At 72.0% G+C, this 25,982-nt stretch carries 19 protein-coding genes and 2 pseudogenes; 10 read left to right on the top strand and 11 right to left on the bottom strand.

The annotated features are described in order from the left end of the window. Nucleotides 1-131: 131 nt before the first annotated feature. Entirely contained in the window at nt 132-995 is an 864-nt protein-coding gene (locus tag ACQYWQ_RS10335) for a helix-turn-helix domain-containing protein (protein WP_431039135.1), read from the bottom strand. A gap of 328 nt (nt 996-1,323) precedes the next feature. Between ACQYWQ_RS10335 and ACQYWQ_RS10330 the strand changes: the two genes are divergently transcribed. Further along, nucleotides 1,324-2,382, top strand: a complete 1,059-nt coding sequence (locus tag ACQYWQ_RS10330) for an NAD(P)-dependent alcohol dehydrogenase (protein ID WP_431033973.1) — start codon at nt 1,324-1,326, stop codon at nt 2,380-2,382. Nucleotides 2,383-2,603: 221 nt separating this feature from the next. Here the strand turns inward: ACQYWQ_RS10330 and ACQYWQ_RS10325 are convergent, their stop codons facing one another. Further along, entirely contained in the window at nt 2,604-3,710 is a 1,107-nt protein-coding gene (locus ACQYWQ_RS10325; protein WP_431033972.1) for a hypothetical protein, read from the bottom strand. A gap of 158 nt (nt 3,711-3,868) precedes the next feature. Here ACQYWQ_RS10325 and ACQYWQ_RS10320 point away from each other — a divergent pair, with 158 nt between their 5' ends. After that, the gene (locus tag ACQYWQ_RS10320; RefSeq protein ID WP_431033969.1) at nt 3,869-5,017 is read left to right on the top strand and encodes a cystathionine gamma-synthase; all 1,149 of its coding nucleotides are present in this window, start codon (nt 3,869-3,871) and stop codon (nt 5,015-5,017) included. Between the two features lie 33 nt (nt 5,018-5,050). Here the strand turns inward: ACQYWQ_RS10320 and ACQYWQ_RS10315 are convergent, their stop codons facing one another. From ACQYWQ_RS10315 to ACQYWQ_RS10305, 3 genes are all read right to left on the bottom strand, one after another. After that, on the bottom strand, nt 5,051-5,305 hold the full coding sequence (locus ACQYWQ_RS10315; RefSeq protein WP_431033967.1) for a hypothetical protein: 255 nt from the start codon (nt 5,303-5,305) through the stop codon (nt 5,051-5,053). Further along, nucleotides 5,302-5,907 (bottom strand): sigma factor-like helix-turn-helix DNA-binding protein, encoded by a 606-nt coding sequence (locus ACQYWQ_RS10310; protein ID WP_431033965.1) that lies wholly within the window; start codon nt 5,905-5,907, stop codon nt 5,302-5,304. Before ACQYWQ_RS10310 ends, ACQYWQ_RS10315 begins: the two co-directional genes overlap by 4 nt. An 86-nt stretch (nt 5,908-5,993) precedes the next feature. Further along, on the bottom strand, nt 5,994-6,533 hold the full coding sequence (locus ACQYWQ_RS10305) for a MarR family winged helix-turn-helix transcriptional regulator (protein ID WP_431033964.1): 540 nt from the start codon (nt 6,531-6,533) through the stop codon (nt 5,994-5,996). Between the two features lie 397 nt (nt 6,534-6,930). On the opposite strand from ACQYWQ_RS10305, the gene ACQYWQ_RS10300 reads away from it, so the two are divergent. Both ACQYWQ_RS10300 and ACQYWQ_RS10295 read left to right on the top strand, forming a co-directional pair. Further along, the gene (locus tag ACQYWQ_RS10300) at nt 6,931-7,962 is read left to right on the top strand and encodes an ATP-binding cassette domain-containing protein (protein WP_431033963.1); all 1,032 of its coding nucleotides are present in this window, start codon (nt 6,931-6,933) and stop codon (nt 7,960-7,962) included. Further along, the gene (locus tag ACQYWQ_RS10295; RefSeq protein WP_431033962.1) at nt 7,959-8,804 is read left to right on the top strand and encodes an ABC transporter permease; all 846 of its coding nucleotides are present in this window, start codon (nt 7,959-7,961) and stop codon (nt 8,802-8,804) included. Before ACQYWQ_RS10300 ends, ACQYWQ_RS10295 begins: the two co-directional genes overlap by 4 nt. A 74-nt stretch (nt 8,805-8,878) precedes the next feature. Here ACQYWQ_RS10295 and greA read toward each other — a convergent pair whose 3' ends face one another. Further along, on the bottom strand, nt 8,879-9,376 hold the full coding sequence (gene greA, locus ACQYWQ_RS10290; protein WP_431033961.1) for a transcription elongation factor GreA: 498 nt from the start codon (nt 9,374-9,376) through the stop codon (nt 8,879-8,881). A 244-nt stretch (nt 9,377-9,620) separates the two neighbouring features. Continuing rightward, nucleotides 9,621-10,046, bottom strand: a complete 426-nt coding sequence (locus ACQYWQ_RS10285) for a DUF4307 domain-containing protein (RefSeq protein ID WP_431033959.1) — start codon at nt 10,044-10,046, stop codon at nt 9,621-9,623. A gap of 227 nt (nt 10,047-10,273) precedes the next feature. On the opposite strand from ACQYWQ_RS10285, the gene mca reads away from it, so the two are divergent. Together mca and ACQYWQ_RS10275 are read left to right on the top strand one after the other, a co-directional pair. Beyond that, complete coding sequence (mca, locus tag ACQYWQ_RS10280; protein WP_431033958.1) at nt 10,274-11,155, top strand: mycothiol conjugate amidase Mca; 882 nt, start codon at nt 10,274-10,276, stop codon at nt 11,153-11,155. After that, the gene (locus ACQYWQ_RS10275) at nt 11,156-11,416 is read left to right on the top strand and encodes a hypothetical protein (RefSeq protein WP_431033956.1); all 261 of its coding nucleotides are present in this window, start codon (nt 11,156-11,158) and stop codon (nt 11,414-11,416) included. Between the two features lie 916 nt (nt 11,417-12,332). Here the strand turns inward: ACQYWQ_RS10275 and ACQYWQ_RS10270 are convergent. After that, nucleotides 12,333-15,608, bottom strand: a complete 3,276-nt coding sequence (locus ACQYWQ_RS10270; protein ID WP_431033955.1) for a tetratricopeptide repeat protein — start codon at nt 15,606-15,608, stop codon at nt 12,333-12,335. 262 nt (nt 15,609-15,870) lie between these two features. Next, nucleotides 15,871-16,512 (bottom strand): RraA family protein, encoded by a 642-nt coding sequence (locus ACQYWQ_RS10265; protein WP_431033953.1) that lies wholly within the window; start codon nt 16,510-16,512, stop codon nt 15,871-15,873. A gap of 216 nt (nt 16,513-16,728) precedes the next feature. On the opposite strand from ACQYWQ_RS10265, the gene ACQYWQ_RS10260 reads away from it, so the two are divergent. Then, nucleotides 16,729-20,187, top strand: a complete 3,459-nt coding sequence (locus ACQYWQ_RS10260; RefSeq protein ID WP_431033951.1) for an AAA domain-containing protein — start codon at nt 16,729-16,731, stop codon at nt 20,185-20,187. 385 nt (nt 20,188-20,572) lie between these two features. Further along, nucleotides 20,573-20,728 (top strand): annotated as a pseudogene (locus tag ACQYWQ_RS10255) (DUF255 domain-containing protein); the annotation flags it as partial. A gap of 34 nt (nt 20,729-20,762) precedes the next feature. Here ACQYWQ_RS10255 and ACQYWQ_RS10250 read toward each other — a convergent pair. Both ACQYWQ_RS10250 and ACQYWQ_RS10245 read right to left on the bottom strand, forming a co-directional pair. Further along, nucleotides 20,763-21,170: a PIN domain-containing protein gene (locus ACQYWQ_RS10250; protein ID WP_431039134.1), complete on the bottom strand. Its 408-nt coding sequence runs from the start codon at nt 21,168-21,170 to the stop codon at nt 20,763-20,765. Beyond that, nucleotides 21,169-21,439 (bottom strand): annotated as a pseudogene (locus ACQYWQ_RS10245) (hypothetical protein); the annotation flags it as partial. The pseudogene ACQYWQ_RS10245 and the gene ACQYWQ_RS10250, both read right to left, overlap by 2 nt. Nucleotides 21,440-21,539: 100 nt before the next feature. On the opposite strand from ACQYWQ_RS10245, the gene cas3 reads away from it, so the two are divergent. Further along, nucleotides 21,540-24,056 (top strand): CRISPR-associated helicase Cas3', encoded by a 2,517-nt coding sequence (gene cas3, locus ACQYWQ_RS10240; RefSeq protein WP_431033949.1) that lies wholly within the window; start codon nt 21,540-21,542, stop codon nt 24,054-24,056. 166 nt (nt 24,057-24,222) lie between these two features. Continuing rightward, nucleotides 24,223-25,971, top strand: coding sequence for a type I-E CRISPR-associated protein Cse1/CasA (gene casA / locus ACQYWQ_RS10235; RefSeq protein ID WP_431033947.1), 1,749 nt, complete (start codon nt 24,223-24,225; stop codon nt 25,969-25,971). The last annotated feature ends 11 nt before the right edge of the window (nt 25,972-25,982 follow it).

Below are 25,982 nucleotides of genomic sequence, written 5' to 3'. Positions count from 1 at the left end.
CCGTTCCCAGGGCCCCCGAGCCCCGGAGGCCCTGGGTCCGAGGCCGCCTCCGCCCCGGCTTCCGGCCCCCGGTCGCGCACCCCGCGCCCGGGGGCCCCTCCGCGTCCCGGGCCCCGCCCCTACCGCCGCCCCTACCCCCGTACCGCCGTCGCGTCCTTCCCCCAGCTCCCCAGGAGCCGCAGGGCCTCCGCCGAGGGCGAACCGGGCTCCGCGTGGTAGATGAAGAGGCTCTGGCCCGGATCGTGGGGCAGCCGCAGGGTCTCGTACGAGAGGGTCAGCTCGCCCACGAGCGGGTGGCGGAACGCCTTCGTGCCGTGGCCCAGGTCCCGTACCTCGTGCGCCGCCCACAGCCGCCGGAAGTCCTCGCTGTGCAGGGACAACTCCCCGATGAGGCTGGTCAGTTCGGTGTCCTCGGAGCAGTAGCCCGCGTAGCCGCGCAGCGCCCGCACCGTCTCGGCCGCCTTCGCCTCCCAGTCCACGAAGCGGTCGCGGAGCGCCGGTTCGAGGAAGACGAGGCGGGCGAAATTGCGGCGGTGCGGCGGGACGGTGCCGAAGTCGTGCAGGAGCGCGGCGGCGAGACGGTTCCAGCCGAGGATGTCGGTGCGGCCGTCGACGACGTAGGCGGGCACGTCGAGCGAGTCGAGCAGCGTGCCGAGCGCGGGGCGCAGCGTGGTGGGACAGCCGCGCTTCTTCTTGCGGCCGGGACGGGCCCGGGCGAGGTGAAGCAGGTGCTCGTGCTCGGCGTGGCTCAGGCGCAGCGCGCGGGCGACCGCGTCGAGCACCTCGGCCGAGACATTGCCCGCGTTGCCCTGTTCGAGGCGCGTGTAGTACGCGACGGAGACGCCCGCGAGCTGCGCCAGTTCCTCGCGCCGCAGCCCGGGCACCCTGCGCTGCCTGCCCAGCTCGGGCAGCCCCACGTCGCGCGGCTTGAGCCCGGCCCGGCGCAACCGCAGGAACTCGCTCAGCTCCGCCTTGGGGTCGAGGGCGCCGGGCAGCGCGCGGCCGCCGTCCGGGGCGCCCCCGCGGGCGCCGTCGCGGGCGCCGTCCCGGGGGCCGACGTGGGTGCCGAAGCGGGTGCCGTCCGGGGTGCCTTCCGGAGTGCCTTCCGGGGTGGGGGGAGTGCTCATCCTTCCAGTATCCGCCGCACGCCCCGGCGCATTCCCGCGATCCTGTCCCCGCTGGTGGTACGCACGGCAGGCGTACGACGCAGGGGGGTCTGGGCCGTCCGCGCGGGCACGCGCACACTGGACGACGGCCCGCCCCCCCCCACGCGGGAGCCCCCACGCGGGCCGCGACGAACTACCACGGAGAGTGTTTCCCCGTATGACCAGCACGACCAGCCTGACCGCTGTCCCCGCCTACGCCGCACCCGCGCCCAAGGCACCCCTGCAGCGCACCACCATCGCGCGCAGGACGGTTGGCGCGCACGACGTGCTCATAGAGATCAAGTACGCGGGCATCTGCCACTCCGACATCCACCAGGCCCGCGAGGGCTGGGGCGAGGCCATCTTCCCGATGGTTCCCGGCCACGAGATCGCCGGCATCGTCACCGAGACGGGCTCCGCAGTGACGAAGTACGCGGTCGGTGACCGCGTCGGCGTCGGCTGCTTCGTCGACTCCTGCCGCGAGTGCGAGTACTGCGAGCAGGGCCTTGAGCAGTACTGCGTGAACGGCACCGTCGCCACGTACAACGGCCGCGAGAAGAACGGCGAGCCGACCTACGGCGGCTACTCCACCCACCTCGTCGTCGACGAGAACTACGCCCTGCGCATCCCCGAGGGCATCGCGCTCGACGAGGCCGCGCCGCTGCTGTGCGCGGGCATCACGACGTACTCGCCGCTGCGGCACTGGAACGCGGGCCCCGGCAAGCGCGTCGCCGTCGTCGGGCTCGGCGGCCTCGGCCACATGGCCGTCAAGCTCGCGGCCGCGATGGGTGCCGAGGTCACCGTCCTGAGCCAGTCGCTGCGCAAGAAGGAGGACGGGCTGCGGCTCGGTGCCTCGCACTACTACGCGACGAGCGACGAGGCGACGTTCCAGGAGCTGCGCGGCAGCTTCGACCTGATCATCTGCACGGTCTCGGCGCCGCTCCCGATCGACGCCTACCTGCGGCTGCTCCGCGTCGACGGCGCCTTCGTCAACGTCGGCGCCCCCGAGGAGCCGAACTCCGTCAACATGTTCTCGCTCATCGGAGGCCGCAAGACCCTCGCCGGTTCCTCGATCGGCGGCATCCCCGAGACCCAGGAGATGCTCGACTTCTGCGCCGAGCACCACCTCGGCGCCGACATCGAGCTGATCCGCGCCGACCAGATCAACGAGGCGTACGAGCGCATCCTGGCCAGCGACGTCCGCTACCGCTTCGTGATCGACACGGCGACGATCTGACCGCCCGGCACCGCGACGATCCGACGGAGGCCACGGGACGACCTGACGCGGTGAGGGGGAGGGGCGGGTACGGGTTCAGCCCGGCCCGCCCCGCCCCGTTCCGCGCCCCGCCCCGTTCCGCGTCCCGCCCCGTTCCGCGTCCCGCGTCCCGCCCCGTTTCGTGTCCCGCCCCGCTTCGGGCCGTTACCCGCTTCGGGCCCTTCCCCCGGTTCCGCCCCGCCTCACCTGGCCAGCGTCGCCGGGTTGCCGCCGTTCGCCTCGTAGCCCGCGACCGCGAGGGCCCGGTACACCGCGTACTCGGCCGCCGGGTCCTCGCTCAGGGTCCAGGGGAGGGCGCCCACGTAGCCGTCCACGCGGACGATCTGCTCCATCGCCTCGCTCCACCGCTGCCCCCGCACGAGGAAGTGCAGGAGGAGGTGGCGGACGAGGGGGGTCGCCGGGTCGTCGTGCGGGGCCGACTGGACCGCGTACAGCGCGCCGTGCAGGGCGCGCTTGACGACCGCCGTGCTGTGGAAGTCCTGGACGAGGACCACGTCATCCATGTGGTCGAAGAGCGAGAAGAGCGGCAGCGCGGCGAGCAGCGAGCCCCGCGGGGCGCGCGCGGCCGCCGCCTGCGCGAAGGAGTCGGCGAGGTCCGCCGAGCCGTGCCACTTCGCGCTCCAGTACGACAGCGCCGCCAGGTGCGCGCCCAGGTGCGCGGGCGCCACATCGAGGATCTTGAGCCACAGCCGCTCGAAGTCCTCGTGGCTCTCGCCGAGCCCGCGCGCGACCGCGAGCCGCGTGATGTGCGGCACGGGATCGCCCGGCGCGAGCAGCGCCGCCTGCTCGCAGGCCGCGCGCGCCTCCTCCAGGATGATCCGGAACTCGTCCGTGCCCACCGTCGAGGTCCGCCACGCCTGCTGGACGAGGAACTCCGCGTGCACCGCCGCGGCGCCCGCGTCCTTCGGCGCCTCGGCGCGCCATGTGCGCAGCCAGCGCCCGCCCTCGCCCGGGCGGGCGGCCAGCTCCAGCGAGGCCGCCCCCGCGAACGCCTGGACGCGCTGCCAGCGCAGCTCACCGTGCTTGTCGGTGCCCGCGAGCAGCCGCGCGGCCGCCTGCCAGTCCTGCCCGCCCTGCACGAGCCGCAGCGTGCGCAGCAGCTCGTCGTCGGGCCCCGGCAGGCGTACGTCCAGCTCCTCCTGGCGCACGAAGCCGTACGCGGCCGGGTCGGCGGCGTCCGGGTCGCCGGGCCGGGCCAGGCGTATCCCGGTGGCGCCGCGCCTGCGCAGCACGGAGGCCACGACGGCGCCGATCAAGAGGACCCCGAACAGGGACCAGAGAATCTCCATAACCCCAAGCGAACCAGACCGTGAGACGAATTGGCCAACCTCACCTCAAGAACGTGCCAAGGCGGCGTCAAGTGCCCGTACCCGCCCGCTCCGTCGAAAACGCTGCCGGACCCCCGGTCGGCGCCCGCGTCGTCGCGGGGGCACTACGCTCGGTGCGCATGACCGACAGGTACAACAACTTCGAGACCGTGGCGATCCATGCGGGGAACACCGCCGATCCCCTCACCGGGGCCGTGGTCCCGCCGATCCACCAGGTGTCGACCTACAAGCAGGACGGCGTCGGCGGGCTCCGCGGCGGCTACGAGTACAGCCGCAGCGCCAACCCGACCCGCACCGCCCTGGAGGAGAACCTCGCGGCCCTGGAGGGCGGGCGGCGCGGGCTCGCCTTCGCCTCCGGGCTCGCCGCCGAGGACTGCCTCCTGCGCACCCTCCTCGCCCCCGGCGACCACGTCGTCATCCCCGACGACGCCTACGGCGGCACCTTCCGCCTCTTCGCGAAGGTCGTGGGCCGCTGGGGCGTCGACTTCTCGGTGGCCGACACCTCCGACCCGTCCGCCGTGCGCGCCGCGCTCACCGAGCGTACGAAGGCCGTCTGGGTCGAGACCCCGTCGAACCCGCTCCTCGGCATCACCGACATCGCCGCCATCGCCTCCGTCGCGCAGGAGGCGGGGGCGAGGCTCGTCGTCGACAACACCTTCGCGAGCCCCTACCTCCAGCAGCCCCTCGCGCTCGGCGCCGACGTCGTCGTGCACTCCCTGACGAAGTACATGGGCGGCCACTCCGACGTCGTCGGCGGCGCCCTCGTCACCTCCGACGAGACCCTCGCCGAGGAACTCGTCTACCACCAGAACGCGATGGGTGCGGTCGCCGGGCCCTTCGACTCCTGGCTCGTGCTGCGCGGCATCAAGACCCTCGCCGTGCGCATGGACCGCCACAGCGAGAACGCGGCCCGCGTCGCCGAGATGCTCACGCGCCACCCCAAGGTGACCCGCGTCCTCTACCCGGGCCTGCCCGAGCACCCGGGCCACGAGATCGCGGCGAAGCAGATGCGGTCCTTCGGCGGGATGGTGTCCTTCCAGGTCACGGGCGGCGAGGAGGCGGCGGTCGCGGTGTGCGACCGCGCGAAGCTCTTCACGCTCGGCGAGTCCCTCGGTGGCGTCGAATCGCTCCTGGAGCACCCCGGGCGCATGACCCACGCCTCGGCCGCCGGCTCCCCGCTGGAGGTCCCCGCCGACCTCGTACGCCTCTCGGTGGGCATCGAGAACGCCGACGACCTGCTCGACGACCTGCGCCAGGCCCTGGGCTGAGCACCGGGCGCGGGCCCCCGCGTGACCACTCCCTCACCAGCCGCGGTACGGGGGAGTGGTCACCTCGTCGGGCACGGTCCACGGCTGTGTCCTCGCCGCCCACACGGCGAAGACGAGGACCGCGCCGCACAGCAGCACCCACCCCGCCCGCCGCAGCCGCGCCCGCCTGCGCCGGGCGCCGCGCCCCTTGCGCATCGCCTCGGCCGCCAGGCCCGCGGGCGCGACGGGCACGGCGAGCCGCGCGAGCAGCGCCCGTACCTCCGCCTCCTCGCGGTCCGCGAGACTCACGGCGCGGCCCCGGGGGCCCGCGGGCGCGGGGCGAGGTGCACGCCCCGCGCGCACAGCAGCCGCACCCGGTCAGCGGAGAGCCCGAGCAGCGCGGCGACCTGCTCCTCGGCGACGCCCTCGTACAGCCGCAGCACGAGCACGAGCCGGACCCGCCAGGGCAGCGCGGCCAGCGGCCCGCCGCCGTCCTGCCGCCGGTACCAGGAGGAGCGGACGAAGAGCGCGACGAGTTCCGCGCGCGTGTGCTCGTAGGGGTCGTTCCTTTCGAGGCGGCCCCAGGACGCGTAGGTACGGGCGAGGGCGCGCCGCAGGAGCGCCAGGGCGAGCGGTGCCTGGGGCCCGGGGGCGCGGGGTGCGCGGGGCCCCGGGGCGGGCGGCGCGGGGGCGCGGGGGTCACCGGGGGCCGGAGCGTACGGGCCGTGGGTTCTCGCGTCGCTGTCGCAGGGCCCCGTCGTGCCCTGCCCCGCCTCGCCGGTCAGGAGCGCCGCCGTGCGCAGCAGCCTGGGCGCGGCCGCGCCGACGTACGCGGCGAACTCGCGCGCGTCGTCCGGCTTCCGCGGCAGGCCCGACCGGCCCGCTGAGGCCGCACCGTTCACCCCGTCCACCCCCGTCCCCCTTCGCCCGGTCCATCACAGGCCAGCCGCGGGTGGGGGTCAAGGGGGCGGGGGCTGGCGCGGGAACCTCCCGGGTCTCAGGCGCCCTCGGGCGCCGCCTCCGCCTCGTCCTCCGTCCGCGTCCCGCGCGCCGCCGCCTGATGTCCCGCCTGGCGGCGCAGGAGCGCGCCGTTGAAGCGGCCGAGCAGTTCGGTGAACGCCTCGCGGTCCTCGGGGGTCCAGTCGGCGGTCAGCTCCGCCATGAGCGCGCGCCGCGAGGCCCGTACCTCGGCGAGCCGTGCCTCGCCGCGGGGCGAGAGCCGCAGCACGACCGCGCGCCCGTCCTCGGGGTGCGAGGTGCGCTTGACGAGGCCCGTGTCGACGAGCGGGGCGACCTGGCGGGTCACCGTCGACGAGTCGATGCCCATGCTCGCGGCGAGCGCCTTGACCCCCATAGGGCCTTCGGAGTCGAGCCGGTTGAGCAGGAGGTACGCGGCGCGGTCCATCGAGTTCCGCACCTGTCCCACCCCGCCGAGGCGGGTCTGTTCGGCACGCCGCGCGAAGACCGCGACGGAGTGCTGGAGGGTTTCGAGCAGACCGGATTCGCTCGCGGTCGTCATGTCCGGAGATGTGGGCATGGCCGGGGCTCACTTCACGCTTGGTGGCTGGTTGGGGGACAGCGTACGCGGCTCCGCCGTCACAGTGACCGGGGGTGCGTAAACCAAAGAGAGGTCATTTTTTGCTTACGGGCCCTTGACCTGCCACCACTGCCCGGCGAATCGGTGCATATGCCACATACCGCTGTGACGGCCGCCCGTGGCCTGCCCTGTTCGGTGCCCAGTCCGCCGCCGGTCCCGCGCCGCGTTCGGTGCCCCGTCCCGTGTCCTGCCCCCGTGCCCCGTCCCGTGCCCTGCCCCCCTGTCCCCCCTGCCCCCGTGCCCCGTCCCGTCCCCGTTCGCCGCACCTGTCGTGCGTACCCGCGTACGCCCGGTGATGCTGGGCGAAAGACGGCCGGAGCGGACGGGGGAGGAGCGTGTGAGCGGAGTCGTGCACGCCGAAGGGCTCGTGAAGACCTTCGGCTCGGTGAAGGCGCTCGACGGCGTCGACCTCGACGTGCCCGAGGGGACTGTACTCGGGCTCCTCGGCCCGAACGGAGCCGGGAAGACGACCGCGGTCCAGTGCCTGACGACGCTCCTGCGCCCCGACGCGGGCTCGGCGACCGTCGCGGGCTTCGACGTCGTCGAGCGGCCCAACGACGTACGCCGCGTGATCGGCCTCTCCGGGCAGTTCGCGGCCGTCGACGAGTACCTGACGGGGCGCGAGAACCTGGAGATGGTCGGCAGGCTCTACCAGCTCAGGGCGAAGCCCGCGAAGGCGCGGGCGGCCGAACTGCTCGAACAGTTCCACCTGGGCGGGGCCGCCGACCGCACCGCCAAGACCTACAGCGGCGGGATGCGCCGCCGCCTCGACCTCGCCGCCGCGCTCGTCGTCAGGCCGCCGGTCATGTTCATGGACGAGCCGACGACGGGGCTCGACCCGAGCAACAGGCAGGAGCTGTGGGACGTCATCCAGGACCTCGTCGCGGGCGGTACGACGCTGCTGCTCACGACGCAGTACCTGGAGGAGGCCGACCACCTCGCCCACGACATCTGCGTCATCGACCACGGCCGCGTGATCGCGCGCGGCACCTCGGACGAGCTGAAGGCGCAGATCGGCGGGGAGCGCGTGGAGGTCGTGGTGCACGACCCTGCGCGCCTGGCGGACGCGACGGAGGTGCTCGCCCGCGTCGCCGTCGCCGACGCGGGTGATGACCCGGTGAGCCGCGACGAGCACGTCCGCCGCCTGACGGTGCCGGTGCGCGGCGGCGCGCGCCTCCTGGCCGAGGTGATCCGCGCACTCGACACGCGCGGCATCGAGATCGACGACATCGGTCTGCGCCGCCCGACACTCGACGACGTCTTCATCAGCCTGACCGGGCACGTGGCGGAGGGGGACGAAGGCGGCGGGGACACGGACGAGGAGAGCGCGGCCGATCCGGGCGAGCGCGGCAAGGAGCGGAACCCATGAGCGCCCTCACCAGCTCGCCGCGCGCCGGTGGCGTGGCGCAGTCCCTCAGGGACTCGTTGATCGTCGCCCGCAGGAACCTGCGCCGCATGACCCGGATTCCGGAGACGATCCTCTTCGGGATCATCCAGCCGGTCATGTTCGTGGTGCTGTTCACGTACGTCTTCGGCGGCTCGATCGCGATCCCGGGCGCGGGCGTCAGCGCGAGCGCCTACAAGCAGTTCCTGATGGCGGGCATCTTCGCGCAGACCGTGACGTTCGCGACCGCGAGTTCCAGCGCGGGCATCGCCGAGGACATGAGCAAGGGCATCGTCGACCGCTTCCGCTCGCTGCCGATGGCGCGCGGCGCGGTCCTCACCGGGCGGACGCTCGCGGACCTCGTGCAGACGGCGGTGACGCTCGTGGTGCTCGCCGCCGTGGCCCTGCTCGTCGGCTGGCGCACGCACGAGAACATCGGCAAGGTGCTCGCCGGCTTCGGGCTGCTGCTCCTCCTCGGCTACGCCTTCACGTGGATCGGCGCGCTCATCGGCCTGTCGGTGAGGACCCCGGAGGCGGCGACCTCGGGCGGGATCATCTGGCTCTTCCCGCTGACGTTCATCTCGAACGCCTTCGTGCCGGTCAACGGGATGCCGCGGTTCTTGCAGTACGTCGCCGAGTGGAACCCCTTCAGCGCGACGGTCGCAGCGACCCGTGAGCTGTTCGGCAACACGATCGACGGGGTCCCGAAGTCCGTCACGGGTGCCTGGCCGATGGAGCACCCGGTGTGGGCCTCGCTGATCTGGTCCGTCCTGATCATGGTGGCGTTCCGCACGCTGGCGGTGCGCAAGTACCGGCGGGTGGCCTAGACCGTACCCACGCGAAAGCCCGCCCCTGGCCGTCCGGACGACGGCGGGGCGGGCCCGGTGCGCGGGCGGGTGCGTCAGGCCTGGTACGGCTTGGCGTCGAGGATCTTCACCGACGCCTTCTTGCCGTTGGGCAGCTCGTACTCGGCGGTGTCGCCGACCTTCTTGCCGTTGACGCCGGTGCCGAGGGGCGACTGCGGGGAGTAGGTCTCGATCTTGGAGCTGGCGTACTCGCGCGAGGCCATGAGGAAGGTGAGGGTGTCGTCCTCGTCGCCGTCGAAGGCGATCGTGACGACCATGCCCGGCTCGACGATGCCGTCGTCGGCGGGGGCCTCCCCGACCTTGGCGTTCTCCAGGAGCTGCCTGAGCTGGCGAATCCGAAGCTCCTGCTTGCCCTGCTCCTCCTTGGCCGCGTGGTACCCGCCGTTCTCGCGCAGGTCGCCCTCCTCACGCGCTTCCTCGATCTTCCTCGCGATCTCGGTGCGCGCCGGACCAGACAGGTACTCCAGCTCCTCCTTGAGCCGGTCGTACGCCTCCTGGGTCAGCCAGGTGACGTTTTCGCTCGTCTGGGTCACAGGTGCTCCTCGTAGGTACTGGGAATACAAATCAACGCCCTACCAGAAGGATGTTCCTTCACGGACGGGCGAAACCACGAGCCTAACAATTCAGACGCCAGAGCGGGAGGACATTCCTGGGGGACTTGTCCCGCGCGAGCGTCGCGCGAGGCGGCGAAGACGCGGGCGTACGGACCCGGCGTGCGAGCGTACGGGCTGGTCGGCGGGCGTGTACGGGCCGCCCGGCGGGCGTGGGGGTACGGGCCTAGTCGGCGTGGCAGCCGACCAGCTCGGCGGTGGTGCCGCGCGAGGTGGTGCGGAAGGTGACGACCTTGTCGACGCGCTTGGCGGACTGCTCGAAGCGGAAGTCGGCGCGGCCGACCTCGGCACCGTCCTCGGCCTGCGAGCGCATCGTGCAGGAGCCCTTCGCTTCCGCGTCCTTGCGGACTTCGAGGTGGACCTTCACCTCGTGGTCGGAGACGACGTCGAAGGAGATCACCTCGGCGCTGAGCTTCTGCCCGGCGATGTAGCTCCAGCCGAGCCAGCCCACGACGACGAGGAAGAGGACCCCGAGCACGATGCCGACGGTCTTGAGCTGCTTGTCCGTGCGCTTGTCGCGCCCGTAGCGGCTCGCGAACGCGCGGGCGGCATCGGCGTCGGCGTCGGCCGTGCCGGGTGCGGTCGCCGTCATGATCGTCCCTTCGCCCGTTGCCACCGGTGCGCGCCGCCTCACGCGGCGTGCGGACGCCTCGTGCTCACGCGGCGTGTTCCCGATGCGCGGAAGCCGGAATTTTCCGCCTTCAGGTTCCGTCACTATAGAAGCCCCTGCCCGGCCGGCCGGACCCCGCCCCCAGGCCGCGCGCGGCGGGATCAACGGCAGGATCGCGGTCGTCGCGACGAACACCTGAGGAACGAGTCTTGACTGAGAAGCTGCGCCTGATGGCCGTGCACGCCCACCCCGACGACGAGTCCAGCAAGGGCGCCGCCACGATGGCGAAGTACGTCGCCGAGGGGGTGGACGTGCTGGTCGTCACCTGCACCGGGGGCGAGCGCGGGTCCATCCTCAACCCGAAGCTCCAGGGCGACCCCTACATCGAGGAGCACATCCACGAGGTCCGCAGGAAGGAGATGGACGAGGCCCGCGAGATCCTCGGCATCCAGCAGACCTGGCTCGGGTACGTGGACTCGGGGCTCCCCGAGGGCGACCCGCTGCCGCCGCTCCCCGAGGGCTGCTTCGGGCTCGTGGACGTCGAGGAGGCGGCCGGGCGGCTCGTGCGCGAGATCCGTTCCTTCCGTCCGCAGGTCGTCACGACCTACGACGAGAACGGCGGCTACCCGCACCCCGACCACATCATGACCCACAGGATCAGCATGGCGGCCTTCGAGGGCGCGGCGGACGCGGAGCGCTTCCCCGAGGCCGAGTTCGGCCCGGTCTTCCAGCCGGCGAAGCTCTACTACAACCAGGGCTTCAACCGGCAGCGCACCGAGGCGCTGCACGAGGCGCTCCTCGCGCGCGGCCTGGAGTCCCCGTACGGCGACTGGCTCAAGCGGTGGGAGGAGTCGGAGCGCACGGAGCGGACGCTGACCACCTTCGTGCCCGCCGCCGACTACTTCGAGATCCGCGACAAGGCGCTCATCGCGCACGCCACGCAGATCGACCCGGACGGTGGCTGGTTCCGCATCCCGATGGAGATCCAGAAGGAGGTCTGGCCGACCGAGGACTTCGAGCTGGCGAAGTCTCTGGTCGAAACGTCCCTCCCCGAGGACGACCTCTTTGCGGGCATCCGTGACAATGGCTGAATGAGCGGAAGCGCGAGCGCAGGCCAGGCCATGATCCACTTCGTCCCCCTCGCCGAAGTCGACGCCGACAAGGTGACCCCCGGTCTCCTCGGTTTCGTCGTCTTCGCGGTCATGGCGGTGGGCGTCTGGGCCCTGATGAAGTCCATGAACCGCCACATGCGGAAGGTCGACTTCAAGGAGCCGGAGGACCCGTCGGCGACGGACCCGTCGGCGACGACGGAGAACGACCCGACGAAGGCCGGCACGACCCACCGCGGCTGACCTCTCCCCCCCCGGCCGACCACGACGCGAGCAGCGCGGGGCGAAGGGCCGGGGGCGGGGGCGGCCCCGGCGGCGTGGTGTTCCCGGCGGGGCTGTCCGGTGGGGCGGTACGAGGCGGGGTGGTCCCGGCGGGGCGGTATGACGCGGGCGGCGGTAAGGGCGGTACATGCCCGGGCGGGCGGTACGTGCCCGGGCGGGCGGTACCTGCCCGGGCGTCGCACCGTCGGCGTGCGGTGTGCCCTGCCGCGCGCGGCGGGTGGGCTCGCCTCGGTGGGCCTGCGCCTGGCGGCTTCCGTGGTGGGGTGGTGCTTGGTGGCTTCGGTGGTGGGGCTGGGCGGCCTCGGTGACGGGGCTGTGCCTGCGGCTTCCGTCTCGGGCCTGTGCCTGACGGCTTCCGTGGCGTGCCGGTGCCTGACGACTTCGGTGGTGAGGCTGTGCCCGACGGCGTCCGTGCTGGGACTGGGCACGCGGCTTCCGTAGGGGGCCTGCGCTTGGTGGCTTCGGTGGTGGGCCTGTGCCTGCTGCCTTCGGTAGTGGGCCTGTGCCTGCTGCCTTCGGTGGTGGTGGGCCTGTACTCCCGTGGCTTCCGTCGCGTGACCGCGCCCCGGTTGTCTGGGGCGGGGGGCGGCTTTCTGTTCCGTGCCGCGCGGTTCTGCCGGGGCAGTTCCGCTTCGGCGCAGTTCCGTGCCGAGGCAGAACCGTGCCGGGCCGGTTCCGTGCCGGGGCAGAGCCGTGCCGGGCTGCCGCCTCCTTCGCCGAGGTTCCGCCCCTTCGGCCGACCCGGGAACTTTTCCTCGCCGCCGGTCGTCATGGCCCACTACAGGGGGCCCATCGATCCCCTAGGTGATCCGTTCGACCGTCCCCTAGGGGCTCCCACGCCCCCCACGCCCCCCCGCACCCCCGACGCGCGCCCCTCTCACCACCCCTCCCGCCCCGCCTCCACGCCCATGATTTCCCGTGCGTGCCTGCCGGGGACCATGCCGAGGCGCCAGCCCTGCCAGCCGTCCTCGGGGACCGCGCCGCGGCCGAGCAGGAGCCGGTAGCCCTCGATGTAACCGCCGAGCGCCTCGTCGCGGGCCGGGTGCGCCGCCGCGGCGAGCGCGGTCAGCTCCTCCTCGGCCACCACCGAGCCCACGTCGAAGCCGCCCGCCGACGCGTAAGGGAGCAGCGAGGCGTGCAGGAAGCGCGCCCAGTCCTCGCCCCTGCGGTCCCCGTACGAGCCGAAGAGCCGCCCCGCCTCCTCGGTCAGCTCGACCGCCTGCGCGAGCCGCGCGTTCCCCGCGTCGATGACCGCGAGTTCGATGCACGTCCACGCCTCCCCGTGCGCGAGCGCCATGCGGTGGAAGTCCGCGCGCGCGTCGACGAGGAGCTGGCGCGCGAAGCCGCTGTTGCGCAGCGAGCCCGTGCGCGCGGCGCGGTGGTCGCGCGTGAGGCGGGCCGAGTGGTGTCGCGAGCAGGCGAGCCCGTACACGTCCCGCATCCGCGAGAACATCGTGCGTGCCCGCTCCAGTTCGCGCAGCGCCGGGTCCCCGACGCCCTCCGCCTCCAGCGCCTGCCCCAGGTAGTACCGCGTCCACGCCTCACCGCGCGCGTCCTCGTTCTCGCGGTGCCTGCTCAGCGCCGCGCGCAGCCCGTCGACGGCCGCCGCCGAGTCGCCCGCGACCAGCTCGCCGCGCGCGAGCTGCGTCAGCGCCCACGCCTCGCCGCGTCCGTCCCGCGTGCGCCCGTACAGCTCCAGCGCCTCCTGGAGCGATTCCGAGGCCCGCGCCACCTCGTCGAGCCGCAGCCACACCTGCCCCAACTGGTAGTGCGCCCAGGCGAGTCCGTGCACCGACTCGTTCTCGCGGTGCAGGTCGAGCGACTCCCGAAGGAGCGTGAGCGCCTCGCCCGGGTACCCCCGGTCGCGCTCGACAGCGGCGAGCGCGTGCAGCGTCCAGCCCCGGTCACCGCCGAGTCCCGGCCCGCTCTGGAGGGCCGCCGCCTCGCGCAGCTTCTCGGCCGCGTCGGGCAGGCGCCCCTGGTGGTGGAGCGTGATGCCGAGCGAGCCGAGCGCGCGTGCCGTGCCGGGCTCGTTGCGCGCCTCGCGGTAGAGGTCCACGACGGAGGCGAGCGTCGTACGTGCCGTGTCCAGCTCGCCGAGCTGCCGCGCCGCGATGCCCTTGCGCCACTGCACCGAGCGCCCGAGCAGCCCCTTGTCCACCGCCTCCGTCAACTCGCTGATCTCGCCCAGGCGGTAGAGGTCCCCGCGCAGCAGGCAGTAGTCGCACAGCGCTCCGAGCAGATCGAGCACCGCGCGCTGGTCGACGCCCTCCGCCTGTCTCAACGCGGCCGTGATGAAGCTCGATTCCTCGTCCAGCCATCCCAACGCCGCTTCCAGGGAGGCGAATCCGTGCGGACCCGCCGCCCCCACGCGCGTCGACGTCTTGCCGTCCACGAGCCGGATCACCGCGTCGGCCAGCTCGCCGTACTCGACGATCAGCCGTTCCAGCGCGGCCGTCCGCTCCGCCGCCTCCTCCTCGTCGGCGAGCCGCGTGCGCGCGAACGCCCGTACGACGTCGTGGAGTCGGTACCTGTCCCCGCGTACGTGGTCGATGAGCCCCGCGGCCGCGAGTTCGGCGAGCAGCCGCGTCGCCGACTGCTCCGGCACGTCGAGCAGCGCGGCGGCGGCACCCGCGCCGAGCGAGGCACGCCCCGCGAGCGCGAGCCGCCGCAGCAGCCGTTGCCCCTCGGGCGCGAGGTCCGTGTACCGCAGCCACAGGGCCCGCTCCACCGGCGCGACGGGCCCGTAGGCGGCGAGGTCGGCCGCGAGCCCGCGCGGGCTGCGCGCCCCGAGCGCCGAGCCCGCGAGCCGCAGCGCGAGCGGCAGCCCGCCGCACAACTCCCCGATGCCGTCCATCGCTTCGGCGTCGTACGGCCCGGGCAGCGGCCCCGCGCTCGCCCGTACGACCTCCTCGGCGCCCGCCGCTTCGAGCGGGCCCACGGGCACCTGATGCACCCAGGCGCCCTCGTCCGTATCGGAGTCGGCGTGTTCGTCGACCAGGTCCAGCGGTTCGCGCGCGGTCACCAGGACGAGGCTGTCGGAGTGCTCGGGCAGCAGCGCGCGCACCTGCGCCGCGTCCGACGCGTCGTCCAGGATCACGGTGACCGGCAGCCCGCGCAGGTGCTTGCGGTACAACTCCGTGAGTTTCCGCACCTGTTGTTCCGAAGAGCTGCGGTCACGGAAGAGGAGTTGCTCGCGCGGGGCACCGAGCCTGTTGAGCAGGTGCATGAGCGCGTCGCGGGTCGGGAGCGGCGGCGTGTCCGGGCTGCTCCCGCGCAGGTCCACGACGCACGCGCCCCTGAACTGGTCCCGCAGCGCGTGCGCGGCCCGCACCGCGAGCGTCGTCCGCCCCGCACCCGGCTCCCCGTGCAGCACCACGACGACAGGGCGCGTCCGCGTCGCCGCGCGCGCCGAGCGCACGAGTCGTGCGATCTCGGCGAGTTCGGCCCGCCTTCCCGCGAAAACACCCTCGGCTTCCGGGAGATGGGAGAAGGACTGCTCCAGTACGGACCGCCGCCGCGCCGCCGCGCTGCGGTCCGTCGTCCGTACGAGCCCGGAGCGCCGCCCCGTGCTCCCGCCGCCCGCGCGGGCCGCCACGCTGCGGGCGAGCAGCCGCTGCTGGTCCAGGTACGGGCGGATGCCCCGTACCTCCAGGGCCGTGAGCCACTGCAAGCGGGCCTGTTCCAGCCCGCCCGGCTGGCCGAGGGCCCCGGCCCTGTGGTGCGCGGCCGGCCAGTACCCCGCCGTCGCCTTCACGAAGGTCGTCGCCGTGCCCGCCACGGCGACCGTGGCCCCAGCGCCGACCGCGGCGCCGACCCCCGTACCCAGCACGACATCCGCGACGAAGGCAGCGGCCGTCGCCGTCGCCGTGACGAGCAGCGGGCCACCGAGTGTGCGCGGCGAGAAGGCCCTTGCGATGCTGACCGAGCCCGCGGCCGCCTCGTCGAGCGCGGCCGTGTACGCCGCGTACTCCTCCGCCGCCGGAGCCGTCCACTCCTCCACGGCCGCGCGCGCCCGCCCGAGCAGCACGCTCGCGTCGAGCTTCCCGCCGCTGCGCCGCACCTCCTCCTCGACGGAACGCGTCAACAGCCGCTCCGCCTCCGCCCGGTGCTCGGCCCGCAGCCCCGCTCGCCCCGCCAACTCCTGCGCCATACCAGCCCTCTCCGGTTCCCCGCTTCTCCCCGGGACCTCTACCACGGTCGTCGCACACAGATGCGAGAACGGTTCCCAGAACTGGGAGTGATCGCACTTCCTGCGTGCGAGGAGGGGACTTTGGGGCAGTACGGGCGGGGACGGAACGGCCCGTACGGGAGCGAGGGGGCTTCCCAGGCTTCCCGCACGCGAACCGGCGCCCCTGGCGACCGAGGACCTCGTGCGGATGCTGGGGGCTTCCCGCACGCGAACGGCGGCGCCGTCAGCCGGTGAACCCCGCGGCCTTCAGCGCCTCCTCGACCTTCGCCCGGTGCTGCGCCTCCCAGTCGTCGAGCGACTGCGTCTCCTCCTTGGCCAGCCGCTCCCCGGCCGCGCGCAGCACCTCGGCGGCCCGCTCGGCGGGCGTCACCACCACGCCCTCCTCGTCCGCGACGACGATGTCCCCCGCTCGTACGCGCACTCCGCCGCAGCGCACCTCCTCGCCCAGCGAACCGAGCCCCTTCTTCGTCCCCGGCACCGGCACGATCCCCCGCGCGTACACGGGGAATCCGGCCGCACGCACCTCACCGAGATCGCGGATCACGCCGTCCACGACGAACCCGGCGATCCCGCGCCGCTGCGCCACGGCGCACACGTTCCCGCCCGCGAGCGCGTACTCCAGGTCGCCGGACTCCACGACGACGACGGACCCGGGCGCGGCCCGGTAGATCGCCGCGTGCAGCATGAGGTTGTCACCCGGCACGCACCGCACGGTGTACGCGGGCCCGGCGAGCCGCGGCCCGGGCCCCCACAGCGGCCGGATCCCCGCATCCATGACCCGCTCCCCGCCCAGCACCTCGGCAAGCGTGGTCGACGGCACCTCCCCGAACTCCCCGAACCGCCCGGCCTCCGCGACGTCGCTCATGTGCGCGCTCCTTGTCCATGCGACCCATGCGACCCATGCGATCCATGCGATCCCGCGAATCATGTCACTGGCGCGCGTGCGCCCGCCGTCGACATGGTGCTTCGCCGCGTACCGCGCGGCCGCCGGATGTATGACAAGTACACACAGGCGGCGGGCCTGCGTGGGATAGTTGCCCGGAATCAGCGTGGGGGTGTCCAGGGCGGCCGGGTGGGGACGTTGACGAAGTGGATCGAGCAGCTGATCCAGGCGGTTGACGAGGTATTGGCGTACGAGAGCCGTTCCGGTGCCCGTACGACGAATTCGGGGCATGCCAGGATCGGGGACGCCCACTACGTGGACGACGGCTGGTACGGGGTGGCGACCTACGCCACCCGGATCGACCCGGACGATCTCCAGGACATGAGGCTCGCCACAGGAGCCGGGCCCGACGACGCGCGCGGCCGGTCGTTCACCGTGCTCGACTGGCGGGTCGAGGCCGAGCGGATCTGCCTGCGGGTGGCAGCCCACGCGCCCCGGACCGGGCTCACGCTGTGGGCCGTGCGCCGCCCGCCCGACTTCCTGCTGCGCTCGCTGCGTGATGCCCTCGCCGCCCTGCCGGACGCGGGGCTGGCTGAGCGCTTCGTGAACGGCCGCATCGACGCCGTCGCTCCCGAGGACGCCTCGGCCTGCGGACGTGTGCTCCGGGGCGGCCAGGCGCAGGCGTACCTGGCCTGTGCCTCGCCGGGGCTGCGGCTGGTCTGGGGACCGCCCGGCACGGGCAAGACGACCGTGCTGACCCGGGCGCTCAGCGATCTCGCCCAGCGGGGCAAGCGCGTCCTGCTGGTCTCCGGCACCAATGTCGCGGTCGACAACGCCTTGGAGGGGGTGCTCAAGGACCGTTCCTCGCTGCCAGCCGGCCTCATGATCCGGGTCGGCTCCCCTGCGCTCCGCCACGTCGCCGACGACCCGCGGGTCTCGCTCCCCCTGCTCGTACGGGAGAAGGTGGCGGAGGCGGAGCGGAGGGTGGAAGAGGCCGCCGGGCACATCCGCGCATTGACGAACGAACCGTCGCTGAGTGAACTGCGCGACGCCGAGGCGCGGCTGGCCGGCTTCGATGCGGAGGCGTACGCCCACGCGCGCGAGCGTCTCGCCCACGCCGAGCTGGTGGAGCGCCTCACCGCCGAGCTGGAAGCGGCGGCAGACGGCGCGGCGGACGCCCTGGCGCGGTGTGCGCAGGCAACCGAGAAGCACCGGGAGGCACGCCGCCAGTGGGAGGCATGGGCACCTCAGAGGGCCTCGTTGCGGCAGGTGGCGGGGTGGACTGCCGAGAGGGAGACCGGGGAGCAGAGCCTGCGGGCCCTGCGGGCGGCGCTGCTCGACGCGGTGGCAGCGCTGGCCGCTCTCGACACCGAGGAACGTGCGCTCGACGGGCAGGGACGCCTGCGGGCGCGTCGGCGGCGGGCCGCGATCAGAAAGGAACGAACCGAGCAGAACCGTCGCCGCAAGCTGCTGGACGAGCAGCTCACCGAGGCCACCCGTACGTACGCCGAGCACCACGAGGTACTGCACGCGCGCATTCTCCGGGCCCGCGCCGCCGCCCATCCCGTCGACGAGGAGGGGCTCCGTCGGCAACAACAGCTGATCGGGACGACCGGTGCCGCCCGGGCCGCGGCCGAGAAGGCCCTGGTACTCGCCCGGCAGGCGCACGAAACCGCCGGACACCGTTTGCGCACGGCCCGGCAGGACCGCGGTCCGCGGCCCGATGACGCCGATCTGGTGGCGACGGCGGAGCGGTCCGGCTTCCCGCTGCTGCACGCCAGACGAGAGGAACTGCGGGCGTCCTGCGCCGGTCAGCTGTCCCGGCTGGCCGAGCTGGAGCGCGGACACGAGAAGCTCGTACGAGACCTGGCACGCCGGCGCTCCCAGGCCGAACCCGAACTGATCCGTGCGGCGAAAGTGGTGGCCACCACGCTCGCCCGGTCGCGCCTGAACCAGGCCGTGGCCGACGGGCCTTACGACGTCGTACTGGTCGACGAGGCGGGCGCGGCCCTGCTGCCCGAGCTGGTCGTCGCGCTCGCCAAGGCGAAGGAGACCGTCGTCCTGTTCGGCGACTTCTGCCAGCTCGGCCCCGTACTGCCCCGACGACTGCCCAGGCGTCCCGAACTGGAGCGCTGGATTCGCGAGGACTGCTTCGAACGCGTCGGTATCCGTACCCCCGCCGACGCCCTGGCGCATCCCGGGTGCGCGGCCCTGCTCACCACACACCGGTTCGGGCCCGACACCACCGGCCTGGTCAACCGGATCGCCTACGGGGGCTCACTCACCTCCGCACGCCCGGAACGGGACCGCGCCCTCGACCCGGAGATCGTCCTGGTCACCACCGACGAACTCGGCCAGGCGGACGGGGGAATGGCCGCCGCACGCAAGGCCACGGGCGGTAGCGGCCGGTGGTGGGTGGCGGGCAGCCTGCTGGCGACGGCGCTGGCCGAGCGGCACCACCGGGAGGGCGAGAGCGTCGGCATCGTCACGCCGTACAAGGTGCAGGCCCAGGTGACGCACGACTGGCTCCAGGACCAGGACCGCCTCTTCCGGACGCCCGCAGTGGAAGTGGGTACGGCACACAGCTTCCAGGGCCGGGAGTTCGACGTCGTCATCCTGGACCTCGTGGAGGACGGCGTCCGTCCCGGATGGACGGCCGCGGGCGACTTCAAGGACCTGCGCCCCTTCCCGAGGGACGGCGCCAGACTCTTCACCGTGGGCGCGACGCGGGCCCGCCAGCGGGTCTACGTGCTCGCCGCCTGGCGCGCCCTGCTCGCAGCGGGGGACGGAACGGTGCTGGCTCACGTACGGGACATGGTGCGGTCGGAACCCGAGGCCCTGGTACGTGGCGTCCGGGCCGGTCGGCTCCTCGGTCTGCCCGCCGCCGAAGCTCCGGGGCTGTCGCCCTTGCAGCAGGAGGTCTGGGAGGCGTTCGAGGGGCACGTCCGCTACACCGCCGTCCACGACGAGGACACCTACTTCCCCGACGCGCTCGACGCCATCGACCAGGCCGAGCACAGCATCTGGCTCTGGTCTCCCTGGTACACCAAGCGCACCTGGGAGGTACTGCCGCACCTGCGCGCCGCGCGGGACCGGGGCGTACGGATCAATCTGCTCGTCACCAGCAGCGGCGACAGCCTGCTCCAGGGCCAGTTGGCGAACCCGGCCACGGCGGCCGATGCCACGCGGCGGCTGCCGGAGCTGCGGGCGGTGGCCGACACTCTCGTGGAGATCAAGAACATGCACCAGAAGATCCTGGTGATCGACGAACGGCTGTGCTTTCTCGGGAGCCTGAACACTTTGTCCCACGTTCCCGGGGACAAGGGCAGACGAGAGATCATGGTCCCCTTCCGGGGGCGCCGCTTCGCCCGCCACATCCTCGATCACGAGTACGCCCAGCACCTGGTCGACCCTCCCCTCTGCCCCGACCACGGTGCCCAGGCCGAACTGCGCAAGTTCGTGATCCCGGCCAGGCAGCGTCCCGCCCGGTCCCCGCACACGAGCAACCATCCGCGCGAGCGCTACTTCGCCTGGGCCTGCCCGTCCCGCGACGACGTGCCCCAGCCCGACGGCACCTCCCGCACGGTGCCGTGCGCGCGCCGAAAGGCCCTGCGCTCGGAAGAGGCGGGCTACCTGGGGAAGCAGCCACCGCTCTGAACGCGGTGAAGCGGCCCGTCAGGACGGACACGTCTTCGGACCGCCGCCCGGTCGTCGCGGCCCGCGACGGGGACGCCGAGGCAGCCGCGAACCGCTCACCGCGAACGTCCTGCCGCTCGTCCCCCACGTGCTCGGGCGGGCGGTGGAGGGCGCTCCCGACGTCGACGACATCGTGCAGGACTCGATGGTCGAGGCGATCCGTGCCGCAGGACCGCGGGACACGGCGAAGTCCGCATCGGCCAGGGACCCACGCCGTCCGCCGTCGCTGTCCGCCGTCGCTGTCCGCCGTGGCCTTCTGCCTTCCGGCGTCCGCTCGCCGCTCCGACGCGAGCGGGCTCGCGAGAGTTTCGCGGGCCGCGTCGAGCGCTGTGAGAGGCTGGGGCGTATGAACCGGTTGGCTGGTGCGACCTCGCCTTATCTGCTTCAGCATGCCGACAATCCGGTCGACTGGTGGCCCTGGTCGCCGGAGGCGTTCGAGGAGGCGCGGCGGCGGGACGTGCCGGTGCTGCTGTCGGTCGGGTATTCCGCGTGCCACTGGTGCCAGTGAACTCGCGAACCCAGTAGCTGGGGCGTGCTCACACTTCTTTGATGATCACGCGCTTCCCACAGAGCTTCGACCAGTCGTCATGGTCGGAAGTCAGAACGATCACGGGGGCCGGGGCACGGAGCGCGAGCGCGGCGACGAGGGCGTCGATTGCGTACTTGTGTCCATGCAGCCCGCCTGCGTCCCGGAGCAGTGCCACCGCGATGAGGGAATCCTCCTGACTGACGGGTTCCACCCGCAGCCGGGAGAGCAGCCACTTCAAGCGCGGAAGGTCGGCCTTCCCTTGTACGGCTTCAACAATGGTCAGCGGGGACACGAGGACGAGAGCCCCGGCCTGCCGGGAGGCCTCGTTGCGAGCCGCCATACCGCGATCGTTGCGCAGGAGCAGAGAGAGCGCCTCGGAGCCGAGCACCACCGAGCGAGCCGACTGCTCTGTCAGCGGCGCCCCGCTTGACACCCTCGACGTTCACGTCTCCGAACAGCTCGCGACGTGCGGCTTCGATCTCTTGCTCTGTGAGCGCACCGCGCTCTTCCTCGTGGGACGCCACGATCTCCGCAAGCCCGTCCATGGCGAGCTGGTGCCTGACAGCCTCGGTGATGTAGCTGGACAGCCCGCGTCGGGCCGGTTCGGGAGCGGAGCTCGCCGACCAGCTCGGTGGGCATGGACACAGAGATGTTCTCGGTGGTTCCGGGGCGGGACGGCTTCATGTCCCTAATGTAAAAATTGTTCATTATAGGGAGGGATTGTGAGGGAGCGAGAAGCGGAATTCCCGCCCGCCGGTGTCCGGCGTTTGGTTGGGTGGGCGTCGTGTCCCTCTCGAACGGTGAATTCCGCCTGCCAGTCGACGTCCGTCCGATCTGGGGGAAGCTGGGCAACGGTTCCCGGCCGCACCCTCTCATCTGTCATGCGTTGGACACCGCGGAAGTGGCGTACCAGTTGTTCGATCTATGTCTTGGGCCCTATCTCAAGAACCGTCTGGGAGCGGCGCTGGAGCCGCTCGGGGACGCGCGGGAGTGGGCCGCGAGGCTGGCGGGACTGCACGACCTGGGCAAGTGTTCACCGACCTTCCAGGGGTTGAGGGCGGACGTCGCCAAGACGCTGCTGCCAGAGTCCGATCACGCTGCCATCGACCGGTTGCGGGAAGGTCCGAGGAGTTCCGGGGCGCGGACGGATGTGGCGCACGGGCTGATCAGCGCGCTGTATGTACGGAATCTGCTGGTGAAGTGGGGCGCCTCGGCGGAGACTGCCGAGTCCATCGGGTGCGTGCTTGGTGCTCACCACGGTTACGTTCCGGGCCCGGCCGATCTCCGGCAGGTCTCCTACAAGCGTGGTGCGATCGGAGGGGAGACCTGGGCCACCCGTGTGGAGGCGCTGGCCGACGAGTTGTGCAGGCTTCGTCGCACCACGGAAGGTGAGCCGAGTGCCGCCGACTGGGCGCGGGTGGTGATGGATGGGCCTGCGGAACTGGCCCTCGCGGCGCTCACCTCGGTCAGTGACTGGGTCGCGTCCGATCGGAAGGAGGTGGCCCACGCCGGTGCGGGCGTCGACATGGCCGCGTATGCCGCCGGAGTGGCAGCGATCGAGCAGCCGAAGGTCAAGTCCTTGGGGTGGGAGGCGTGCACGGCACCCGAGGACACTTCCTTCGGATCGTTGTTCCCCCAGAGTTCCGAACGGCGCGACCTCCAGACGCGGCTGGAGCAGTTGGTCGCCGGCGAGCGAGAACCCGGGATGTTCCTGTTGTCCGCGCCGACCGGTGAGGGCAAAACGAAGGCTGCCTTGCAGGCTGCGGCTTGCATGATCCGTCTGCATCATTTGCGGGGGTTCCACGTGGCCATGCCGACCAGGGCGAGCGGTAACCAGGTGTACGAGGTTGCCGCCGAACTGCTGAGGCCGTGGGATGGACACGCCATGGGCCGGCTAAAGCTGTTCCACGGCGCCGCGGGCGAATACCTGGACCAGCGGTCCGCAGCCGGTCCGCCACCGTTGTGTCCCGAGTGCGTCGCGGAGGACGGCGGCTCGGGGGCATCGGAGCAGTTCGGGTGCGACAGCGACGCGCAGGCGAAGGCTCAGCTGTCCACCAAGGCCGATCATCTGAATCCGCTGGTGGTGAGCACTGTCGATCAGGTGCTGAAGGCTGCCATTCGCTCGGGGCACGTCTTCGTGCAACTGGCGGGGCTCTCGGGCAAGGTGATCATCTTCGATGAGGTGCACGGCTACGACGTGCACTCGGGGGTTCTGTTCGAGACCTTGTTGTACCGACTGGGCGCGCTGCGGACACCGGTGGTGCTCCTCTCGGCGACCCTGTCGACTCGCCAGCAGCACGCCTTGGTGAACAGCTGGCGGGCGGGAGCCCTGGGGCTGTCGGTGGGAGAGCTGCCGGAACCCGAAGTCCCGGGGACGGCCGCCTATCCGCGGATCCTTTCCGCCGATGTCTCCGTCGGGGGCACGGTGTCCGCCGTGGGCGTCACCGCCGCTCCCGTCAATCGTGACCGGGTGGTTCAGCTGCACTGGGTGGATCGGCAAGACGTCGTGGAACTCGCCTTGCGGGAGGCGCGTCGGGGTCGGAACGTCGCGATCGTGCACAACCTCGTCGAGGAGGCGAAGAGGGACTGGGAGTCGCTGCAAAGGGCGGTGGGGGACGTGGCCGGGCAGACCGTGGTGACGGAGTTGATTCACGGGAAGCTCGATCCGGCGGAGCGGCTCGCGGCGGAAGGACGCCTGCGCGCCCGCTTCGGGCCGCGGGGCTCGATGACCGCAGCGGCTGGGAGCGGGGGATCAGTCGTGATCGGCACCATGGTCCTGGAGAGCAGTCTCGACCTGGACTTCGACGTGATGATCAGCGCGGTGGCGCCGATCGACAGCCTGATCCAGCGGATGGGACGGATCGGGCGGCACCGGGTGGGCCCCGAACGGCCTGAAATCCGGTTCGTCCTCATCAGGGTGCCGGAGCCGCGCTCAAGGCGGAAGGCGGTCAATTTCAGTTACGCCGTGAACGTGTACGACGAAGCGATCCTTCTTCGCACGTTGGCGGTGCTGAGGGAGCGAGACGTGATCCGATGCCCCGACGAGGTACAGGAATTACTGGACAGGGTGTACGACGACGGCGAGGAACTGCGTTCCCCGCTCGGATGGGAGGAGCAGTGGGAACGTGCGGCGGATCGGTCGGAGAGGCGCACGCCGAAGGCGGGTCGCGAGGCGCTGACGGCCCGTATCCCCATGTCGCGGGGTACGCGATGGGGTCTGCGGACCCTCACGGAATTCGGACGCGCTGGTACCGGTACACGTCAGAGAGGCCGTGGAGCTGACCGGGACCGCAAGGCCTGACCGAACTCCGCGGTCGGGCGGTAGGCTATTTTCGGGCAAGCTCGCTGCCTACTGGCCGAATGTGCGCGAGAACGCCGCAAATTTCTTGAGGAACGTGTGCGCGGTGCGCCGGGATTCGTTTCACTGATCCCGCACCGCAGTTCCAGAAGGAAGACGGAGGGGTCGAGTGACGTTCGATTTGTTGCGCGAACCTTGGCTTCCCGTGCTTCCGCTCGATTCCGACCGCATGACCCAAGTGAGTCTGATCGACCTCGTGCTCCACGCGCACCGTCACCGCCGCCTCATCGGCAGCAGTCCGACGATGACGGCGGCGCTCCACCGGCTCGTGCTGGCCCTCCTGCACCGGGCGATCACCCCTGATGACGACGACTGGGACGAGCTGTGGATGGCCGACCCAGCACATCTGCTCGACGAGGAAGACGAGTTCCGACGTCGATTCGATCGCTATGTGGAGCGCATGGAGTCCCGGTTCGACCTGTTCGATGCCCACCGGCCGTTCCTGCAGTGCCCGGATCTCGCGAGGCGTCCCTCGCGGAATCCCGCCGAGGATGCCGAACCGCACCAGAGCACCGCCGTCCTCGTCGCGCCGTGGGCCACCGGCAGCAGCCGCACCCTTTTCGACCACACCACCGCCACCGAACGGCCGGAACTGTCACCAGCCGAGGCCGCGCGCTGGCTGGTCACGATGCAGGCGTACGACACCGGTGGGCAGAAGACTGGATACGAGAAGAGTCGGGCCCCTTCTCAGGCCTCTCTGGGCAGCGATTTCGGGTGCGTCCTCCTGGAGGGGGACACGCTCCGCAGGACCCTTCTGCTCAACCTCGTCGCGTACCGGCCCGACGAAGGGCATCCGACCGGTACCGGCCCTGCGGATCGGCCCGCCTGGGAGGACGACGAGGTGCACCGGCCCGATCCGGGCCCGCCGCGTCCCCCTCTGGGGCTCACCGACGCCTTGACGTGGCCATCGCGGCGGGTGCTGCTCTTCCGCGCCCGGGAGGCCGCAGAGGCTTCGGTCGTGGGTGTGCTGCGCACTCCGGGGACCCGTCTCGACGGTGACTTGTCCCAGGATGTGGAACCCATGGCCGCCTTCCGCGAACGGTGGACCTCGGATTCCCAGCCGGCACGCATCGTGCCCGTTCAACTGGAGGGGGTGCGCGGCGTGTGGCAGTACACGCAGGAGTTGTTGTTGCCGGAGGTCGCGCGCTGGAGCCGCTCCGGCCGTAAGTACCAGGGCAGGGCGGGGCAGAAGAAGCTCGCGTCGAAGAACAAGCTCGTTCCCTCACTGGTTCCCGGAGCCGAGCCCGCCCGGTTGCGACCTCTCGCGGTGTCCAGGGTGGACGGTTCGCACGTCATTCCCGACTCGACGGTGTTCACGCTGCGGGTCTTCGGACAGGAATTGGGGAAGAAGCGCGGGAACATCTTCGCGTGGTACGAGGAGGAGGTTCCGGCCCCCGTCGCCCTGATGCGGGCTCGTGATCGCCGTATCGGGTACGTCATCGGAGAAGCCGTCGCCTATGCCGACAACCTCGGTGACGCCCTGCGCGTGATGGAGACGACCTACCACCAGAGTTTCGCCCCTCCGTCCGCCGGCCGTCGCGGAAAATCATCTGCGGCCTCGCGCAGGGCTCTGGAAATCGACTTCTGGCCGAGGGTGGCTGAGCCCTTCAATGAACTCGTTCGGCGTCTCGGTGTCTCGGTGGGTTCGGACGCCGAGATGGAACAGGCCGCGACCGAATGGGCGGACGTCGTTCACGACACCGCGGGCCGGGCCGCTCGACGCTGGGCGGAGGACGCCGGACGACGAGACCGGGAGCTTTTGGCGGCCGGTGAGAGCTATACGCACTACCTCCGTGCCGCCATGTGGCTCCGCGACCGTCACCGCGAGAACCTCGCCCAGTACACGGAGGTCTCATGAGCTGTCGAACA

Origin of the sequence: Streptomyces sp. P6-2-1, from assembly GCF_050613165.1 — a bacterium.
Lineage (GTDB): Bacteria > Actinomycetota > Actinomycetes > Streptomycetales > Streptomycetaceae > Streptomyces.
The sequence above is the reverse complement of the archived record's forward strand: the minus strand, read 5'-3'. Positions and strand labels throughout refer to the sequence as shown.

Excerpts from the sequence above, each read along its gene's own strand:
- ACQYWQ_RS10330 (WP_431033973.1), top strand. The coding sequence starts at position 1,324 with ATGACCAGCACGACCAGCCTGACCGCTGTCCCCGCCTACGCCGCACCC.
- ACQYWQ_RS10325 (WP_431033972.1), bottom strand. The coding sequence starts at position 3,710 with ATGGAGATTCTCTGGTCCCTGTTCGGGGTCCTCTTGATCGGCGCCGTC.
- ACQYWQ_RS10320 (WP_431033969.1), top strand. The coding sequence starts at position 3,869 with ATGACCGACAGGTACAACAACTTCGAGACCGTGGCGATCCATGCGGGG.
- ACQYWQ_RS10305 (WP_431033964.1), bottom strand. The coding sequence starts at position 6,533 with ATGCCCACATCTCCGGACATGACGACCGCGAGCGAATCCGGTCTGCTC.
- ACQYWQ_RS10295 (WP_431033962.1), top strand. The coding sequence starts at position 7,959 with ATGAGCGCCCTCACCAGCTCGCCGCGCGCCGGTGGCGTGGCGCAGTCC.
- ACQYWQ_RS10285 (WP_431033959.1), bottom strand. The coding sequence starts at position 10,046 with ATGACGGCGACCGCACCCGGCACGGCCGACGCCGACGCCGATGCCGCC.
- ACQYWQ_RS10275 (WP_431033956.1), top strand. The coding sequence starts at position 11,156 with ATGAGCGGAAGCGCGAGCGCAGGCCAGGCCATGATCCACTTCGTCCCC.
- ACQYWQ_RS10270 (WP_431033955.1), bottom strand. The coding sequence starts at position 15,608 with ATGGCGCAGGAGTTGGCGGGGCGAGCGGGGCTGCGGGCCGAGCACCGG.
- ACQYWQ_RS10265 (WP_431033953.1), bottom strand. The coding sequence starts at position 16,512 with ATGAGCGACGTCGCGGAGGCCGGGCGGTTCGGGGAGTTCGGGGAGGTG.